Origin of the sequence: Peribacillus sp. FSL M8-0224 (assembly GCF_038003055.1) — a bacterium.
GTDB classification, from domain to species: Bacteria; Bacillota; Bacilli; order Bacillales; family DSM-1321; genus Peribacillus; species Peribacillus frigoritolerans.
Genome location: NZ_JBBOOJ010000001.1, coordinates 4,860,356 through 4,878,356 on the forward strand (window position 1 = coordinate 4,860,356; position 18,001 = coordinate 4,878,356).

At 42.4% G+C, this 18,001-nt stretch carries 17 protein-coding genes and 2 riboswitches; all 17 genes read right to left on the reverse strand.

Features of this window, described 5'->3' with window-relative positions:
• Positions 1-4: 4 nt before the first annotated feature.
• The 17 genes from MKX49_RS23700 to MKX49_RS23780 all read right to left on the reverse strand — a co-directional run bounded on the left by MKX49_RS23700 (position 5) and on the right by MKX49_RS23780 (position 17,936).
• A complete protein-coding gene (locus MKX49_RS23700) occupies positions 5-832 on the reverse strand; it encodes a sulfite exporter TauE/SafE family protein (protein ID WP_340878039.1) in 828 nt (275 codons plus the stop codon).
• 83 nt (positions 833-915) lie between these two features.
• On the reverse strand, positions 916-1,761 hold the full coding sequence (locus MKX49_RS23705) for a DUF72 domain-containing protein (protein ID WP_340878040.1): 846 nt from the start codon (positions 1,759-1,761) through the stop codon (positions 916-918).
• Between the two features lie 191 nt (positions 1,762-1,952).
• Positions 1,953-3,350: a Fe-S cluster assembly protein SufB gene (sufB, locus tag MKX49_RS23710; protein WP_323596210.1), complete on the reverse strand. Its 1,398-nt coding sequence runs from the start codon at positions 3,348-3,350 to the stop codon at positions 1,953-1,955.
• Positions 3,351-3,405: 55 nt separating this feature from the next.
• On the reverse strand, positions 3,406-3,834 hold the full coding sequence (sufU, locus tag MKX49_RS23715) for a Fe-S cluster assembly sulfur transfer protein SufU (protein ID WP_323596211.1): 429 nt from the start codon (positions 3,832-3,834) through the stop codon (positions 3,406-3,408).
• Entirely contained in the window at positions 3,824-5,053 is a 1,230-nt protein-coding gene (locus tag MKX49_RS23720) for a cysteine desulfurase (protein WP_048688225.1), read from the reverse strand. Before MKX49_RS23720 ends, sufU begins: the two co-directional genes overlap by 11 nt.
• Positions 5,053-6,354, reverse strand: a complete 1,302-nt coding sequence (gene sufD, locus MKX49_RS23725; protein WP_034310144.1) for a Fe-S cluster assembly protein SufD — start codon at positions 6,352-6,354, stop codon at positions 5,053-5,055. The genes MKX49_RS23720 and sufD overlap by 1 nt, the downstream gene beginning before the upstream one ends.
• A 15-nt stretch (positions 6,355-6,369) precedes the next feature.
• Positions 6,370-7,155 carry a Fe-S cluster assembly ATPase SufC gene (sufC, locus tag MKX49_RS23730; RefSeq protein ID WP_034310141.1) on the reverse strand — a complete coding sequence of 262 codons (786 nt, stop codon included), beginning with the start codon at positions 7,153-7,155 and terminating at the stop codon, positions 6,370-6,372.
• A 1,403-nt stretch (positions 7,156-8,558) separates the two neighbouring features.
• Positions 8,559-9,395 (reverse strand): MetQ/NlpA family ABC transporter substrate-binding protein, encoded by an 837-nt coding sequence (locus tag MKX49_RS23735; protein WP_251540413.1) that lies wholly within the window; start codon positions 9,393-9,395, stop codon positions 8,559-8,561.
• 15 nt (positions 9,396-9,410) lie between these two features.
• The gene (locus MKX49_RS23740) at positions 9,411-10,079 is read right to left on the reverse strand and encodes a methionine ABC transporter permease (protein ID WP_034310130.1); all 669 of its coding nucleotides are present in this window, start codon (positions 10,077-10,079) and stop codon (positions 9,411-9,413) included.
• The gene (locus MKX49_RS23745) at positions 10,072-11,106 is read right to left on the reverse strand and encodes a methionine ABC transporter ATP-binding protein (protein WP_340878043.1); all 1,035 of its coding nucleotides are present in this window, start codon (positions 11,104-11,106) and stop codon (positions 10,072-10,074) included. The genes MKX49_RS23740 and MKX49_RS23745 overlap by 8 nt, the downstream gene beginning before the upstream one ends.
• A 153-nt stretch (positions 11,107-11,259) precedes the next feature.
• Positions 11,260-11,372: riboswitch (SAM riboswitch) on the reverse strand.
• A 117-nt stretch (positions 11,373-11,489) separates the two neighbouring features.
• Entirely contained in the window at positions 11,490-12,800 is a 1,311-nt protein-coding gene (locus MKX49_RS23750; protein WP_340878044.1) for an O-acetylhomoserine aminocarboxypropyltransferase/cysteine synthase family protein, read from the reverse strand.
• Between the two features lie 99 nt (positions 12,801-12,899).
• A riboswitch (SAM riboswitch) is annotated at positions 12,900-13,007 on the reverse strand.
• Positions 13,008-13,151: 144 nt separating this feature from the next.
• Positions 13,152-13,460, reverse strand: coding sequence for a thioredoxin family protein (locus MKX49_RS23755; protein WP_063596108.1), 309 nt, complete (start codon positions 13,458-13,460; stop codon positions 13,152-13,154).
• A gap of 3 nt (positions 13,461-13,463) precedes the next feature.
• Complete coding sequence (locus MKX49_RS23760; RefSeq protein ID WP_323596225.1) at positions 13,464-13,829, reverse strand: toprim domain-containing protein; 366 nt, start codon at positions 13,827-13,829, stop codon at positions 13,464-13,466.
• Between the two features lie 94 nt (positions 13,830-13,923).
• Positions 13,924-14,307, reverse strand: a complete 384-nt coding sequence (gene gcvH, locus MKX49_RS23765) for a glycine cleavage system protein GcvH (protein ID WP_053536759.1) — start codon at positions 14,305-14,307, stop codon at positions 13,924-13,926.
• A gap of 95 nt (positions 14,308-14,402) precedes the next feature.
• Entirely contained in the window at positions 14,403-14,759 is a 357-nt protein-coding gene (locus tag MKX49_RS23770) for an arsenate reductase family protein (protein ID WP_034310119.1), read from the reverse strand.
• Positions 14,760-14,900: 141 nt separating this feature from the next.
• Positions 14,901-16,688, reverse strand: a complete 1,788-nt coding sequence (locus tag MKX49_RS23775) for an acyl-CoA dehydrogenase family protein (RefSeq protein WP_053536760.1) — start codon at positions 16,686-16,688, stop codon at positions 14,901-14,903.
• 69 nt (positions 16,689-16,757) lie between these two features.
• Positions 16,758-17,936, reverse strand: coding sequence for an acetyl-CoA C-acetyltransferase (locus tag MKX49_RS23780; protein ID WP_048688201.1), 1,179 nt, complete (start codon positions 17,934-17,936; stop codon positions 16,758-16,760).
• Between the last annotated feature and the right edge of the window lie 65 nt (positions 17,937-18,001).

The window sequence follows — 18,001 nt, forward strand, 5'->3', positions numbered from 1 at the left end:
TCGTTTATCCTGTAATGCCTTGGTATATAAGACGTAAACCAATGATTATCAGCACTATTTTCAACATATTTTCCAGCGACGCACTCTTTAGGCGCGTATTTATGAATGCACCCATTTTAGCACCGAACCACGCACCCGGAATCAGGGCAAAAGCATATGGCCAATTTACATTTCCAAGGGAAATATGCGTAATCGAATTAGTGATGGAAGATAGAAATACCATGAACATCGAAGTCGCTACAGCCATATGCGGAGGGAAGAAGAAAAGAAGCATCATGACGGGTACCATTAAGGCTCCGCCGCCAATTCCAAATAACCCGGAGCTGAATCCCACGACAAAAGAAATCAATACAGCTAACAGGGGGTGGTAACCATAGGAAAATAAATGTCCATTTTCGGTTTTATACGTTTTCACTATTTTCCCTTTTCCAGGCTTGAAAAGCATGGGCTTCAAACGATTTTTCACTAATAACACGATGGCCATGAAAACCATGAAAATTCCAAAGTACAATGAAAAAGCTTCGGCGTTAAGGTTTTTATTCACATAGGCCCCCATTATTCCACCAGGTGCACTGCCAATAAAAAAGATTAAGCCGGCCTTATAATCCACCACCTTATGTTTTAAATAAGATAGAGTGGAAGATAAGCCGGTAAAAATCATGATTACGGTTGAAACACCAACGGCGACCTGTGGAGTCAGCTCATCGATAATATTTGTAGATGTACCTAAATATAAAAGGGAAGGCACGATGATGATGCCCCCGCCCAGACCGACAAGAGCGCCGATTGATCCCGCTAATAATCCAATACCCACTAATACTAACCATACCATGAAAAAATCCGCCTTTACCTGTTTGTGAGGATATACCTCTACTAGCTTGTCACATCATTTCATTATTCATTATATAATTCCTCTTAAAACAAACCAAGCTGCTTAGGAGCCAGCCCTTCATATTCTATACCAAGCAACTCAATCATTTGTTTGGCATTATCAGCGGCATCCCCGCCTGAGTTATTATTGAACAGGACATATAACTCCTTGGATTCCTTTTCCAATATCCTGATTTTCTCCACCCATTCAGTCAATTCCTGATGATTATATCGATATAGGTACCTGACCTCACGCCAATTATCCCCCGAAGCAGGCCTTTGCCAACCATGCAGGTTACGGCCATGAAAGCGCACCAGGGTTTTATCTTTATCGGTGGCATGCAGAACGACAGGAATGGATCCCTCTCCAGCCTGCGGCTCATCGCATACAGTATGGATCCAGCCTTCCTTTTCGATAAAATCCAAAGTTTGCTGGACTACGTTGGGCCTGTACCAGCTTTGATTCCGGAACTCTATGGCAACTGGGATATCGCCCATTTCAGCTTTGCACCATCGCAGGTAATTCACATTTTCACGTTTACAATCAAACCATGGCGGAAACTGAAATAAGACCATCGCGAGCTTGCCGGACTTCCGATATGCTTCCAGTGAGTCGCAAAACGCCTTGAACATCTCCTTCTTACTTTCAAATGGGATTTCCCCACGTTGATGTCCTGTCATCCCTTGGTAGGCTTTAACGACAAACTGGAAGGATGCTGGCGTCTCGGATACCCACTTTTCACTGTTCCTCTTTGGCTGGACTGCATAGAATGAGGCATCCACCTCCACAATGGGAAAATGAGCCCCGTACTCTTTGAGTTTATCACGTTGGGACACACCGCCATATAAACTATCATGATCACCCCAACCGGTCACACCAACATAAATCATCTGCATCATCACTCCTTTGGGACAGGACCATTTCCTGACTTCTTCCTTTATTATTTTTTACCCTTATTGAGCCATATCTAATCTTTCGTATAAGGGTGTGAATTTCAAAACAAAAAGCCTGCCAGTCAGACCCGGCAGGCTTTTGTATGAATGGTTATTCTAAATCGCCTTACAGGCAGGCCAGTCGGTCATTATCCGATGGAGCCTTCCATTTCGAACTTGATCAGACGGTTCATTTCAACCGCATATTCCATTGGAAGTTCTTTTGTAAATGGTTCGATGAAGCCCATTACGATCATTTCCGTTGCTTCTTGCTCAGAAATTCCGCGGCTCATCAAGTAGAACAATTGTTCTTCAGATACTTTGGAAACCTTCGCTTCGTGTTCAAGGGAAATGTTATCATTCAAGATTTCATTGTAAGGGATCGTATCAGATGTAGACTGATTATCCATGATTAATGTATCACATTCAATGTTGGAACGAGCTCCATCCGCTTTACGTCCAAAATGAACGATACCACGGTATGTTACTTTACCGCCCTGTTTAGAAATTGATTTAGATACAATCGTTGAAGATGTATTTGGCGCTAGGTGAATCATTTTCGCTCCAGCGTCTTGGTGTTGGCCTTTTCCTGCAATGGCAATCGATAATGTCATACCGCGAGCGCCTTCACCTTTTAAGATGACAGCAGGATATTTCATTGTCAATTTGGAACCGATGTTACCATCAATCCATTCCATTGTTGCATTAGCGTCACAAACCGCACGTTTCGTAACCAGGTTAAACACGTTGTTTGCCCAGTTTTGGATCGTCGTGTAACGGCAGTAAGCATCTTTCTTGATTACAATTTCAACAACCGCACTATGAAGGGAGTTAGTTGTATAAACAGGAGCTGTACAACCTTCTACATAGTGAACGGATGCGCCTTCATCAACAATGATTAGCGTACGTTCGAATTGCCCCATGTTTTCAGAGTTGATCCGGAAATAAGCTTGAAGCGGAGTATCCACTTTAACGCCTTTTGGTACATAGATGAATGATCCACCTGACCAAACTGCCGAGTTCAATGCAGAGAATTTATTGTCAGTAGGCGGGATCGTTTTCCCGAAATGCTCACGGAAGATATCTTCATTTTCACGAAGTGCTGAGTCCGTATCTTTAAACACGATACCCAAGTCTTCCAATTCTTCTTTCATGCTATGGTAAACCACTTCAGATTCATATTGGGCAGATACACCGGCAAGGTATTTTTGTTCGGCTTCAGGAATTCCCAATTTATCAAAAGTCTGTTTGATTTCATCAGGAACTTCATCCCAAGATTTCTCTGATTTCTCTGATGGCTTAACATAGTATGTGATTTCATCAAAGTTCAGGCTTTGCATGTCGCCGCCCCATTGAGGCATTGGCATGTTGTAAAAATGCTCCAATGATTTCAAACGGAAATCAAGCATCCATTTCGGTTCATCCTTCATTCGAGAAATTTCTTCCACGATTTCTTTTGTCAGACCACGCTTTGAACGGAAGATGGAAACATCTTTATCCGCAAAGCCATATTTATAATCGCCGATATCAGGCATTTTCTTTGCCATAGCTCGTATTCCTCCATTTCAAATGGCTGAATTACAACAGCTCATTTTAATTTAATTATTCCTTCAATCCCTTTTCCATGGCTTTCCAAGCTAGGGTAGCACACTTGATTCGGGCAGGAAATTTAGAAACACCCTGAAGGGCTTCAATATCCCCAAGGTCCATCTCATCGTCGTATTCTTTTCCCTGAATCATTAAGGAAAAAGTCTCGGACATCGCTAGAGCAGTTTCAACGTCTTTGCCCTTAATGGCTTGAGTCATCATGGAAGCTGAACTCATGGATATCGAACAACCATCACCATCGAATTTAACATCGCTGACCTTGCCATCTTCAATCTTCATCGTTAAACGAATCCGATCGCCGCAAGTTGGATTATTCATATCGATTGTCATGCTTCCATCTTCTAGCATGCCCTTATTACGAGGTTTCTTATAGTGATCCATAATGACTTGACGGTAAAGTGTATCAAGATTATCAAAAGACATTACTGAAATACTCCTTCGTTTTAACAAGCCCGGACACAAGCTTATCAATATCTTCTTCCGTGTTATATAGATAGAAACTTGCTCTTGCTGTCGCTGATACGTCAAGCCATTTCATTAATGGCTGTGCGCAGTGGTGACCGGCACGGACAGCAATTCCATCTGCATCAAGAACGGTAGCGACATCATGTGGATGTACGTCATCAATATTAAAGGTAATTACACCAGCACGCTTTTCTGCATCTTTAGGACCATAAATGGTCAGCCCTTCAACTGCTGACATTTTCTCCATTGCATAAGCGGCGAGCTTATGTTCATGCCGTTCAATATTATCCAAACCGATTTCCTCCAAGAAATCAATGGCAGCCCCCATGCCGATGGCGCCGGCGATGATTGGGGTACCGCCTTCGAATTTCCACGGGAGTTCTTTCCATGTAGACTCATACAAACCTACAAAATCAATCATCTCTCCGCCGAATTCGATCGGTTCCATTTTTTCTAGAAGATCTTTCTTGCCATATAATGCGCCGATGCCTGTTGGACCGACCATTTTATGACCTGAGAAGGCAAAGAAATCACAATCCAAATCACGGACATCCACTTTTAGATGCGGCGTGCTTTGTGCCCCGTCGACTACCATTACAGCATTGTGATCATGGGCAATTTGGGCGATTTCCTTCACAGGATTGATAACGCCAAGCACATTCGAAACCTGCATGATGGACACGATTTTCGTTGCTTCCGTAATTGTAGCCCTCGCATCGTCAACGGAAATCGTGCCATCCTCCTGAAGCGGAATATACTTCAATACAGCGCCTTTTTCTTTGGCAAGCTGCTGCCACGGAATGATATTACTGTGATGCTCCATGTAAGAGATGACGATTTCGTCACCCTCTTTAATATTTGCGCCACCGTAACTTCTTGCTACAGTATTCAAAGCAGTCGTTGTGCCTCTGGTAAAGATGATTTCCTCTGTAGAAGAAGCATTAATGAATTTACGTACCTTTTCACGAGCACCTTCATACGCATCCGTAGCTTTTGTTCCTAGTGTATGCACCCCGCGGTGAACATTCGAGTTATAGCCGCGGTAATATTGCTCAATCGCTTCAATCACTGCAGCCGGTTTTTGAGAGGTTGCAGCACTATCTAAATAAACTAATGGCTGACCATTGACTTCTTGATCTAATATTGGAAAAAGCTTACGAATTTCGTATGGGTTCATTACTGTACTTTCCTTTCAATGACCGCTACTAATTGTTTTTTGACTCCCTCAATTGGAAGCTCGTTAACAACAGGGGCCAAGAATCCGTGAATGACAAGTCTTTCTGCTTCTTTCTTTGTAATACCACGGCTCATTAAATAATACAGTTGAAGCGGGTCGACACGGCCTACGGAAGCAGCATGACCAGCCGTTACATCATCTTCATCGATCAAGAGGATCGGATTGGCGTCCCCGCGTGCTTTTTCACTTAACATCAATACGCGTGACTCTTGTTCGGCATTGGCCTTTGTAGCACCATACTCTATTTTCCCAATTCCATTAAAAATGGAGGATGCGGATTCTTTCATGACACCGTGCTTAAGGATATAACCCTCAGAGCGTTTGCCATAATGAATGATGGCAGTCGTGAAGTTCTGCTTTTGTTCCCCGCGTCCGACTACAACGGTTTTTGTATCACCGTGAGAGCCATCGCCCATTAGATATGTTGTATTGTCTGAAATCGTATTTCCGTCGTTCATCAGGCCAAGCGCCCACTCAATACGGGCGTCACGTCCAGCCACTCCACGGCGGTTAACATATGTCGTGAAGCCTTTAGAAAGGGTATCGACCGCACCATATTGGACCTTGGCATTCGCATTTGCAAATACTTCAGTTACGATGTTGGCAACACCTTCGTTAGACTCAACGGTTGAGAAATAGTTCTCTACATATGTGACAGAGCTATTATCTTCAGCTACGATCAAGACGTGGTTGAAAAGTGTAGTATCTGGATTATCCAAAAGGAATACCGATTGAATCGGCTCTTTGATTTCTACATTTTTCGGAACATAAAGGAATGCTCCCCCATTAACTAATGCAGCATGAAGTGCTGTTAAACGATGCTCATCTATTTTAACGCCGTCTTTCATGAAATATTTTTGCACGAGCTCAGCATGATCACGAGCCGCTGATAAAATATCCGTAAAAATGACGCCTTGTTCTTTCACATTTGCTGACAGATTGATATGTGCCGGCGTATTATTGCGTTGGATGTATAAGTTTTCATTTTCTTCAATGATGGACTTAATTTCTTCCGGAAGCTCCTCTAAAGAGGCAAAAGCTTCACTCTCAACCGTATGAGTTTGGAAAGAAGTGAAATTCCATTTATCGATTTTCGTTTTGTCCGGCTTTGGCATCGGGAGCTTTTCTAATTCAGAAAACGCTTGAATCCGAAGCTCGGATAGCCAAGCTGGATCATTATTTTTAGTTGAATAGGAGCTTATATCCTCTTGTTCAAACGGTAATTTCGTTTCTGTAGTCATTGCAAATCCTCCTACTTACGCTTCTTCGCCAACAGTTTCGTCTTCAATGCCCAATTCTTGTTTAATCCAGTCATAACCTTCCGCTTCCAAGCGGGCAGCAAGTTCAGGACCGCCTGATTTTACGACACGCCCTTGCATCATTACATGTACAAAATCAGGAGTGATGTAATTTAATAGACGTTGGTAGTGAGTGATGATCAAGCATCCAAAGTCTTCTCCGCGCATTTCGTTGATACCTTTTGAAACGACTTTAAGTGCATCGATATCTAGACCTGAATCAATTTCATCCAAGATTGCAATTTTAGGTTGGATCATCATTAATTGAAGAATCTCGTTGCGTTTTTTCTCTCCGCCTGAGAAACCTTCATTCAAATAGCGTTGCGCCATATCTTCATCCATTTCAAGGAATTCCATTTTTTGGTCCATTTGACGGATGAATTTCATCAATGAAATTTCATCGCCTTCTTCACGGCGTGCGTTAATGGAAGAACGTAAGAAGTCTGCGTTTGTAACACCGCTGATTTCACTTGGATATTGCATAGCTAGGAATAGACCGACACGAGCGCGCTCGTCTACTTCCATCTCCAAAACATCTTCACCATCAAATGTGATGCTTCCGCTAGTTACCTCATATTTAGGGTGACCCATGATTGCTGATGATAAAGTGGATTTACCAGTTCCATTTGGTCCCATGATCGCATGGATTTCTCCACCTTTAACTTCAAGGTTTACCCCTTTTAAAATCTCTTTGCCTTCAATTGATACGTGAAGATCTTTAACCGTTAATGTAGAAGCTGACATAATAATACCTCCGTGAACTAATTCCAATTTTATTACCAGAAAGTAAAGATTACTTTCATTACTATAATTTACGTAAAAGCATTCTCACTTTATTCTCATTCCAATTTTATAACAAATCCAATTTGGAATCAACTAAATAGATAGGGGTTTCTACTTCTGCCATGTTAAAAACCTGTCCAATTCTTACAATACTAACAGATATGGCCTGTTTACTGCATATTCATACTTATTTTAGCTTTTGTTAAAATTATCTTATTATTCGGCAAATCTTCGTCCTTATTACTATATGTTCAAAGAATTCGATTGCAAGGTATGAACGTTCCGCTTTAAAAAGAAAAAAATCGGACTGTCAGGTATTATGTAAGTTTATCCAATAAGGAAACCCTTATTTTATGGACCACTTTCCATTTTACCTCTACAGACCGATCTTTTAAAGAATTCTTTTATATGCTTAGCCGTGAATTTTGCGTTGTAGGTCCTGGACCATTTTGTTGCACTTTACATGTTCCCTATCCCGTTCTTTCTCAACCTCGATACGGAGGTCTAAGTTTCTACTGTACTCACTGTAGCCAACCCCATGTGAAGACTGCATCGCCTTTTCCATTTCGCTTGTTACATTTAGATCCAGAGTATTGATAGTGAACCATCCTTTCAAATTTGTGTATCAGTTTTTCACCTTCATTATCTATATACCCTTTCCGTTCCTGATTAAACATGAAAGAAATTAAATTAAGGTGCAGACTGAAACAACCTGGATCATCATTATCCGAACTTAGAGAAGTGAGGCACTTTATTATGGAAATCCTAACCAGCATTGAACGGAATACAGAATGTAGGTGAAAGTGATTCTATCTGATTGTTTAGTCTTAGTGGATTGGAGCGGGTGTTCGAGACTCCTGCGGGAAAAGCGAGCCAAGGGAGACCCCGCAGGCGCAAAAGCGCCGAGGGCGGACCGCCCGCGGAAAGCGAGTGCCTGAAGTGGAAAGTAACGTTCAAATTTTGAAAACCTAAAAATCTAAAAAACTGTAGACAAACTAAAAATCATGAGCGACGCACTATGTGAAAGCTGAACGGACAAACCAGCTCGCTTATTTATTTATGCGTCAGCAGACCGTAACGGATTTGTGCTGGGACGATAGTAATACCCGGAAATACTCGTATTAAGAGCCTCTGATTGAACAAGTGATTAAGAAAGCTGGAAAACCTGAAGCTGTTGACGCAGATTCCGCAACCATGACTATGTGTAATATGAGAGTTATCTCCTGCCCATTGGCACTCAACAACAAATATAGAGGGTTATTATCGGTATAAATCCACTAAAAAAAGGTTGCGGAATGAGACCATTCCGCAACCTTTTTGTTGTTAAACTGCGATCTGAGTTAAATCAGGTCGCCTTTCTCGAATTATTTATCCGCCGGTACAACTGCACCTTTGTATTCTTTAAGAATGAAATCTTGAATTTCTTTAGAATGCAATACTTCTACAAGCGCTTTGATTGCTTCTTTATTTTCGTCACCTTTGTTTACGGCAATGACATTCACATAAGGTGATTCGGAATCTTCAATCGCAATCGAATCTTCAAGCGGATTCAAACCGGCGTCAATTGCATAGTTGGAGTTGATCAAGACTGCATCGCCTTCGCCGCTCTCATAAATTTTAGGAAGCAGGGCCGCTTCATAATCGGCATCGAATTTAAGGTTTTTCTTATTTTCAACGATGTCTTTCGTTGTAGCCGTCGTTTTATCGATGCCTTCTTTCAAAGTGATCAGGCCATTCTTTTCCAAAAGGGATAAAGCGCGTCCATGATCAGCAACAGAGCTGCTCATAATAATTGTTGCGCCTTCCGGAAGTTTATCAATGCTTTTATATTTTTTTGAATATAGAGCAATCGGCTCGATATGGATTCCGCCAGCATTGACGAAGTCATATCCATTTTCTTTAATTTGCCCCTCTAAATATGGAATGTGTTGAAAGTAGTTAGCATCCAATTCCTTATCATTCAACGCCTTATTCGGTAAAACATAGTCCTGGAATGTTTCGATTTCCAAATCGATTCCTTTTTCTTTAAGAAGCGGTTTAGCTTCCTCAAGGATTTCTGCATGAGGAACATTGGATGCCCCTACAACTATTTTCTTCGATTCTTTTTCCGTATCGCTGCCGCTTTTATCCTTTTCACTTCCACAAGCAGCCAAAGCGATAGATAACACTAAGATTAATGCAAATCCTAAAAACTTTTTCATCCTATTCATCTCCCTTTATCTTTTGTCCAATTTAGATGTAATCACATCTCCAATAATTTGAATTATGAAGACGATAATTAGAATAACGATCGTCGCTACAAGCGTAACGTCATTTTGATTTCTTTGATAGCCGTCCAAATAGGCTAGATTACCAAGCCCGCCTGCGCCGATGACCCCGGCCATCGCGGTATATCCAACCAATGCAATCGATGTTACCGTAATCCCGGAAATAAGGGCAGGCATCGACTCTGGAAGAAGGACCTTCCAAATGATCGTGCTCGTTTTTGCCCCCATCGATTTAGCGGCTTCAATTACACCTTTATCGATTTCACGGAGGCCGATTTCAACCATACGCGCATAAAATGGGGCCGCACCGATAATAAGTGCCGGCAGTGCAGCGTTCTCACCGATCATGGAACCGACAAGCGCTTTAGTGAAAGGAATGAGCAGCACGATCAAAATAAGAAATGGAATGGAACGGAATATATTGACGACAGCACTCATGACTCCGTTGACAGCCCGGTTTTGCCACATATTACCCTTCCCTGTCAGGAAAAGGATCAATCCTAGTATTATGCCTATAAAAAAGGTTGCCACTACAGAGACGCTTGTCATGTAAAGCGTTTCTTTCGTAGCTTCAATGATGTCTTCCCAATCAACATTCGGCAATAATTCTTCAAGCATGAGTAATCACCTCCACGCCTACCTGCTGTGCTCTAATGAATTCGATTGCGCGGAGCATTTCATCCTCTTTGCCATCTAGATGGATAAACAATGTTCCATATGAACCGCTTCTTGTTTGGGATATCTTACCTTGAACGATATTGACATCCAACTCGAAGTTACGTACAAGCTTGGTGATCAATGGGCTTTCTGCATGATCACCTACAAAGGTCAATTGAATCACTTTGCCGGCTGGATAGCGTTCGAGCAAATGGTCCATCGTTTCTTTCGTTTCTTCCGGTTCCGTTACCTGTTGGACGAAACGCTTCGTCATTTGTTCTTTAGGATTCTTGAAGACATCCAGGACAGGACCCTGTTCAACAACCTGCCCGCTTTCCATCACGGCGACGCGATGGCAGATTTTACGTATTACATGCATTTCATGCGTAATCAAGACGATCGTCAATCCCAAACGCTGATTGATGTCAACAAGCAATTCGAGTATGGAGTCGGTAGTCTGCGGATCCAATGCAGAAGTCGCTTCATCACACAGCAGAACTTTAGGGTCATTTGCCAGAGCCCTGGCTATTCCCACCCTTTGCTTTTGCCCTCCGCTTAATTGCGAAGGATAGGCCTTTTCCCTGCCTTCAAGTCCGACTAACTTGATCAATTCGTTCACACGCTTGGTGCGTTCAGGTTTAGAAACTCCTGCAATTTCCAAAGGGAAAGATATATTCTCCTGAACGGTCCTTGACCATAATAGATTGAAATGTTGGAAAATCATGCTGATTTCTTGACGGGCCTTACGGAGCTGAGCCCCTTTAATTTTTGAAATTTCCTTTTCAGCCACCACAACGGATCCCTCTGTCGGTGTTTCCAATCCATTGAGCATTCTGATCAAAGTACTTTTCCCCGCTCCACTGTAACCGATGATACCGAAAATCTCGCCTTTATTTATTTCAACATTCACATTATTTACAGCCTTGATCGTCTCACTGTTTCCTTTTCCTGTTCGGAACAGCTTACTGACTTTCGTCAATGTAATCATTAACCCTCACCTCTTTTATCCAATAAAACCTATGAACTTAGTTGATTTCTCTACATTATTAGTCTGTTTCTCCTATCATGTAAAAGTTTTCCCAATTAAAATAGAAAAAACCTTTCTGCATGAGCAGAAAGGCAGGTGAAGAAACAGGCCTTCCTCTCATCTTCCAAAGTGATTAAACTTTGTGTGAATTGGCACCTTTCCAAGGAAATCTCCTTGTCGGTTGCCGGGTTTCATCGGGCACATCCCTCCACCTCTCTTGATAAGAGCTAATATATAGAATATTTGTACATCATTAAGTTCTTTAGTATGGAGAAATTTTATCATAGATAAAAAAGGAGCGCAATGTATATTATTTCTAGTACAAGAATGAACAGGAACTTTACTTAAACCGATTTGGAAGTCAAGGAGACGATATTCGTCGCCTTTTCAATTGCCTGCTCCAAATCTTCTATTAAGTCGTCTACATTTTCAATCCCAATCGATAATCGGACTTGATCGGCACTTACGCCCGCTTTCGCAAGACCCGCCTCATTCAATTGTTGATGGGTCGTACTGGCTGGGTGGATGATCAAGCTCTTCGCATCCCCCACATTAGCCACATGGGACCATAATTCCACCGAATTGATAAGTTTTGCCCCAGCTTCGCGATTACCTTGAATCCCAAATGTCACGACAGATCCAGCTCCCTTTGGCAAATACTTATCCGCAAGGGCTTTATCGGGATGATCCTCATCACCAGGATGTGAAACCCAGGTAACGGCAGGATGGTTTTTTAAATAGTTTATGACAGACTTGGTGTTGGATAGATGCTCTTTCATCCTTACATGCAGCGTTTCAAGTCCAAGCGTAAACTGGAATGCACTTTGGGCACTTAGTGCTGGGCCCAAATCACGGAGTAACTGGACTCGGGCTTTCGTTATGAATGCAGCAGGTCCAACTGCCTCGGCGTATACCAGACCGTCGTAACTTGGGTCAGGCTCCGTGAAGCCAGGGTAGTTCGGCGAGTTCCAATCAAATTTCCCTCCATCCACGATGACACCGCCTAGCGTCGTTCCATTTCCAAGAAGCCATTTTGTAGCGGAATGGATGACAATATCCGCTCCAAAATCAATTGGTTTGCAAAGATACGGTGTCGCGAAGGTATTATCAATGATTAAAGGTATGCCGGCTTCGTGGGCAATTTCCGCTACCGCTTCAATATCGAGCACCCTCAAACTTGGATTTCCGATCGTTTCAGCAAAAATGGCTTTAGTTCTTGGCGTAATCGCCCTTTTGAAGTTTTCAGGGTCATCGGGAGAAACGAACTTCACTTTGATCCCATATTTAGGAAGAGTGTTTTCAAAAAGGTTATACGTACCGCCATATAATGTAGAGGCAGAAACAATCTCATCCCCTGCAGCGGCGATATTCAGGATTGAAAGTGAGATGGCGGCCATTCCGCTTGCCGTTGCCAATCCGCCGATACCGCCTTCCAATAAAGCCATCCTTTCCTCAAAAACACTGACCGTGGGATTATGAAGCCGTGTATATATATAGCCATTCTCCTTTAGGCCAAATAAATTCGCTGCATGGTCGGTGTCCTTGAACAAGTATGCATTGCTTTGGTAGATAGGAACGGCACGGGCACCTGTTTCATCAGCTTGGAGACCGCCATGAACACTTAATGTTTCGAAACGCAACTTTTTCTCTGACATATAATTTCACCTTTTTCTATGGATTTAGTTGGATTTATATGAAATCTGGCTTTTTATAAACAAAAAAACCACTTCAATAAGAAGAGGTTTCAAGAACACACCTCATCTACCAGAGCCAACACTCTGCTGGAATTAGCACCGTATATAAAAATTTATACCGGTTGCCGGGCTTCGTCGGGCCAGTCCCTCCGCCACTCTTGATAAGAACTATTAAATTCTGCCATTACTTAATTCAAAATATAGCATTTTAGATTAAATCAGTCAATGAATTGTTAGAATATTCTTTGTTTTTCTCTTCTCTCATTCAAATGTCAGCAACAAAGAAAACCAACCGCGGTTCTGATTGGTTTCCTAGCTGATTTCCTTAAGCAATCCGTACAAATAAGGAACGGATTGAAAGGCATATATTTTTTTGTGCAGCTGCCCTTCTTTGAAAAGCAATAAGCAAGGAACACTTTCGATTTCATATGATTCGGCAATTGCTTGGACATAGTTCATATTCATTTTGCCTGCCTTCAATTCCGGAAAAAGCTCCAAGGATATCGTCAACATCTTGGAGGCCACCTGACAGGTGCCGCATAAAGGTGTATATAAATATAAGCAAAAGGTTTCCCCATTTTCAACAGCAAGCTTACACTCTTCTTCTTTCCATTCTTGCATCAATTAGTCGTTCACCCTTTGACTTAGAAATTTCATTTTCACATTCATATTGGCAGATAGGAGCACAGTTGCGATATGATGTTCGGGTGAGCTCTCCACTTCTTTGTACATTTTATTAATATACAGGTGGTTCGCTTCCGGCATTTCCCTTCGGAACTGCTTCCGCAGCTTTTCTCCTGATTCATCTGCGTCAAAAAGGAGATAAACATCACGGTCCATCAATTCATCCACTAATTCATCCAGCTTAGTTAATGATATGGTCCCATTCGTACATATTATTTCCACATCTTCATTTAAAACGGAGGCAACTTTTCTTCTATCGGAACTGCCTTCTACAATGATCACTTTATCGAATTCGCCCCACTCCATGTCATCACTCCATCTCACGAATTATGTGCGCAACTCACCCACTGTACAAATGAAAAAGAGAGCAGGCCTTTTCAGTCCCCCCTCTCCTTTCTTTTTAACCGTTGATTAAACTCTCATACTCTTCAGCGCTCATCAAGTTTTCAATATCACTGACATTAGATGGTTCAAGCACGACCATCCATGCCTTTTCATAAGGAGACTCATTTACATATTCAGGGTTGTCACTTAAATCTTCGTTTACTTCAACAACCTTGCCACTGATAGGTGCATAAAGCTCAGAAACGGTCTTAACGGATTCAACACTTCCAAATGGTTCGTTCGCTTTCAATTCATCGCCGATTTCCGGAAGCTCAACGAATACGATGTCCCCAAGCTCGGACTGTGCGAATGCCGTAATTCCAATGCGCACTGTTCCATCTTCCGTTTTGACCCATTCATGTTCTTTAGTGTAACGAAGTTCTTTTGGTGTTGTTGTCATAATTAACCCTCCATATGTACATCTTATTTTATCTATTCCATTATAAGGTAGATTGTTTGTTTAAGTAAGGAATTAACCAAATATTTCGTGAAATTTCAGTTCCAAACCTGTTCGAATTGCTCTTCTTTGAAACCTACCGTCACTTTGGTGCCATCCGTAACGATCGGCCTTTTCAGAAGCATGCCATCTGTGGACAATATATCAAGCATCTCTGCTTCAGAAGCTTCTTTCAGCTTATCCTTTAAGCCTAGCTCCCGATATTTTTGACCGCTAGTATTGAAAAACTTCTTCAACTCCAAATTGCTGTTTTTATATAGTTGTTCTATTTCAGTTCGCGAAGGGGGATTATCCGCTATATGGATCGCTTCATATTGCAGTTCATGATTATCCAGCCACTTCTTCGCATTACGGCATGTACCGCATTTTGGGTACCAATATAATGTTAAGCCCATCATTTCACCACCTATCAATAGAATACCCGTTTTTACCACGCAATACAACGAAATGTCTTTTGAATTTCCAATGCGATTTCATCAAAGGAAATAAAGGGAATGCCTTTTCGGGCATTCCCTTTACGGATTCTGACTTATTGCTTAAAGAGCATATTTTTCCGTTTCGATTACTTTGACGGATGCTTCGCGTTTTTTCGCAATGACATTGATCGGAGTGTGTCTTGTCAGCTTACGGAGCGACGAAAGCATGATGCGAAGAGTATCGCCTGTTTCCACCGCAATTAACGTTTCCTTTGCATGCTGTTCTATTTCATTGAAAGCTTCCTGAACGAAGATTTCCGTGTAAAGCACTTTTTGTTTGTTCTTCTCCAGACCTGTAGCTGCAATTGCTTTTTCCGTACGCAATACCACGGATTCAGCTGCATAGGCAAGAGATGTGATATCAGCAATGTTGGAGAGGATTTCTTGTTCTTGATCAAGATTTTTGCCGTATTTCTGTGCCGCAAGCCCAGCTGCCAAAATACCGATTTTCTTCGCGTTCCTAACAAGCATTTTTTCTTGTGCCAGTGGCTCATCGCCAGGTTCTTCCGGCATCATCATCATTAATTCCTCTTGCAGGCCTTGAGCTTTTTGAAGTAGCGGCAATTCCCCTTTAAGTGCTTTCTTCAGGAATGTTCCCGGAACAAGCAATCTATTGATTTCATTCGTACCTTCAAAGATCCGGTTAATACGGGAATCGCGATATGCTTTTTCAATTTCATACTCCTGCATGAAACCATAACCGCCATGAAGCTGAACGCCTTCGTCCGTAACGTAATCCAATACTTCGGAAGCAAAGAATTTATTCAATGAACATTCAATTGCATATTCAGCGATTGCAGCCGCCATTGATTTCCCATCTTTCACTTGCTCATCCGTCAATTTGCTTTGTCTTTGATCATAAAGGCCAACAGTACGATATACAGAGCTTTCTGCCGCATAAATTTTCGCTGCCATTGTTGCAAGTTTTTCTTTCGTCAAGTTAAAATCGGAAATTTTCGTTTTGAACTGTTGACGTTGATTCGTATAAGCAGCTGTAATCTCAAGGGCTCGTTTAGATCCGCCGACAGCACCGACACCTAATTTATAGCGGCCGATATTCAGGATATTGAAAGCGATGACATGCCCTTTTCCGGCTACACCCAAAAGGTTTTCGACTGGTACATGAACATCTTCGAGGATTAAAGTACGTGTAGATGAGCTTTTGATCCCCATTTTCTTCTCTTCGGCCCCAGTTGATACGCCTTTATAATCACGCTCAACAATGAAAGCGGAGAATTGTTCGCCGTCGATTTTGGCGTATACACAGAATACATCTGCAAAACCTGCATTTGTAATCCATTGTTTTTCGCCATTTAAAATATAGTGTGTTCCTTCTGCATTCAATTTCGCTGTCGTTTTTGCTCCCAAGGCATCAGAACCTGAGCTTGGTTCCGTTAAGGCATACGCGGCAATCTTCTCACCCGTTGCCAGTAAAGGAAGATATTTTTTCTTTTGGTCTTCATTCCCGAATAATACGATTGGCAAAGAGCCGATACCTACATGTGCACCATGCGTAATTCCGAAACCGCCTGCAAGTGCCATTTTTTCCGTAATCAATGCCGAACTGATTTTATCGAGACCCAATCCGCTGTATTCCTCAGGAACATCAGCACCAAGTAAACCGATTTCACCTGCATGCTTCAATAATTTAACGGAACGGTCAAACTCATGGTTTTCTAAATGTTCAACCTGCGGCAGAATTTCATTCACTACGAATTCCTCGGAAGTTTTGGCAATCATTTTATGCTCATCAGAATAATCTTCCGGTGTAAACACTTGATCATACGTAATATCTTCTATTAAAAAGGCCCCGCCTTTAATGAGGTTATCTGTAGTTTGATTGGACATGTTATTTCCTCCTATGTGTTTAAGATAGTGATCCCGCCGGAAGCATGACAGCTTCCGGAAGGGGTCGGATTACGCCATTAATTCAAACACTCCGGCAGCACCCATTCCGCCGCCGATACACATTGTCACGACTCCGAACTGTTGGTTTCTGCGCTTCATTTCATGAAGCAGGCTTAATGTCAATTTTGCTCCCGAACATCCTAGTGGATGGCCTAAAGCGATGGCTCCTCCATTTACATTGACAATCTCTTCATTCAATCCAAGCTCACGAATGATTTGAATGGATTGGGAAGCAAAGGCTTCATTCAATTCAAATAAACCAATATCCGATAACTCAAGACCCGCTAGCTTCAATGCTTTAGGTATGGCTGCAATCGGTCCGATGCCCATAATTTCAGGCGGTACTCCTGCTACAGCAAAGGAACGGAACTTACCCATCGGTTTCATCCCTAAGGAAGAAGCCTTTTCCCCGTCCATGACCATGACCGCGGCTGCACCATCACTCGTCTGTGATGAATTCCCTGCTGTTACGGATCCTGTAACGGAGAATGCAGGTCTTAGTTTTTTCAGCACTTCAGCAGTCGTTCCTGGACGAACGCCCTCATCCTGTGTAAAAGTAAATGATTTTTCCTTTAACTTAAGATCTGGTCCCACTGAACGAAGGGTAACGTCAACCGGTACGATTTCATCGGAAAACTTTCCTTCTGCAATGGCCTTAGCCGCCTTCTGATGACTTCTAACAGAAAATGCATCTTGATCGTCACGGGAAATGCCGTATTTTTTTGCCACGGCTTCAGCAGTGTGACCCATACCCATATAATATTCCGGTGCCGTTTCCGCAAGTCTCGCGTTCGGACGTGTTACATGGCCCATCATTGGCAAAAGGCTCATGGATTCCGCTCCGCCTGCAATGACTGTATCACTTTGGCCGAGCATGATCCTTTCCGCTCCATATGCAATACTTTGCAGACCGCTTGAACAGTAGCGATTAATCGTTATGGCCGGTACTGTATAAGGCAATCCTGCCAATGCTCCAATGTTACGCGCCATGTTCAATCCTTGTTCCGCCTCAGGCATTGCACAACCGATAATCAGGTCATCTATCGTTCCTTCATAATTCCCTGCACGCTTTAACGTTTCCTTTACGACAAGAGCCCCTAAATCATCAGGGCGTACACTAGCAAGAGAACCTTTTTTCGCTCTTCCTACCGGAGTCCTTGCTCCAGCTACTATTACCGCTTCTTTCATGAGGATCCCCCTTACTCATTTTTAAGCTATCAATCTATCGATCTCGTTTTGGCCATCTCTTCATC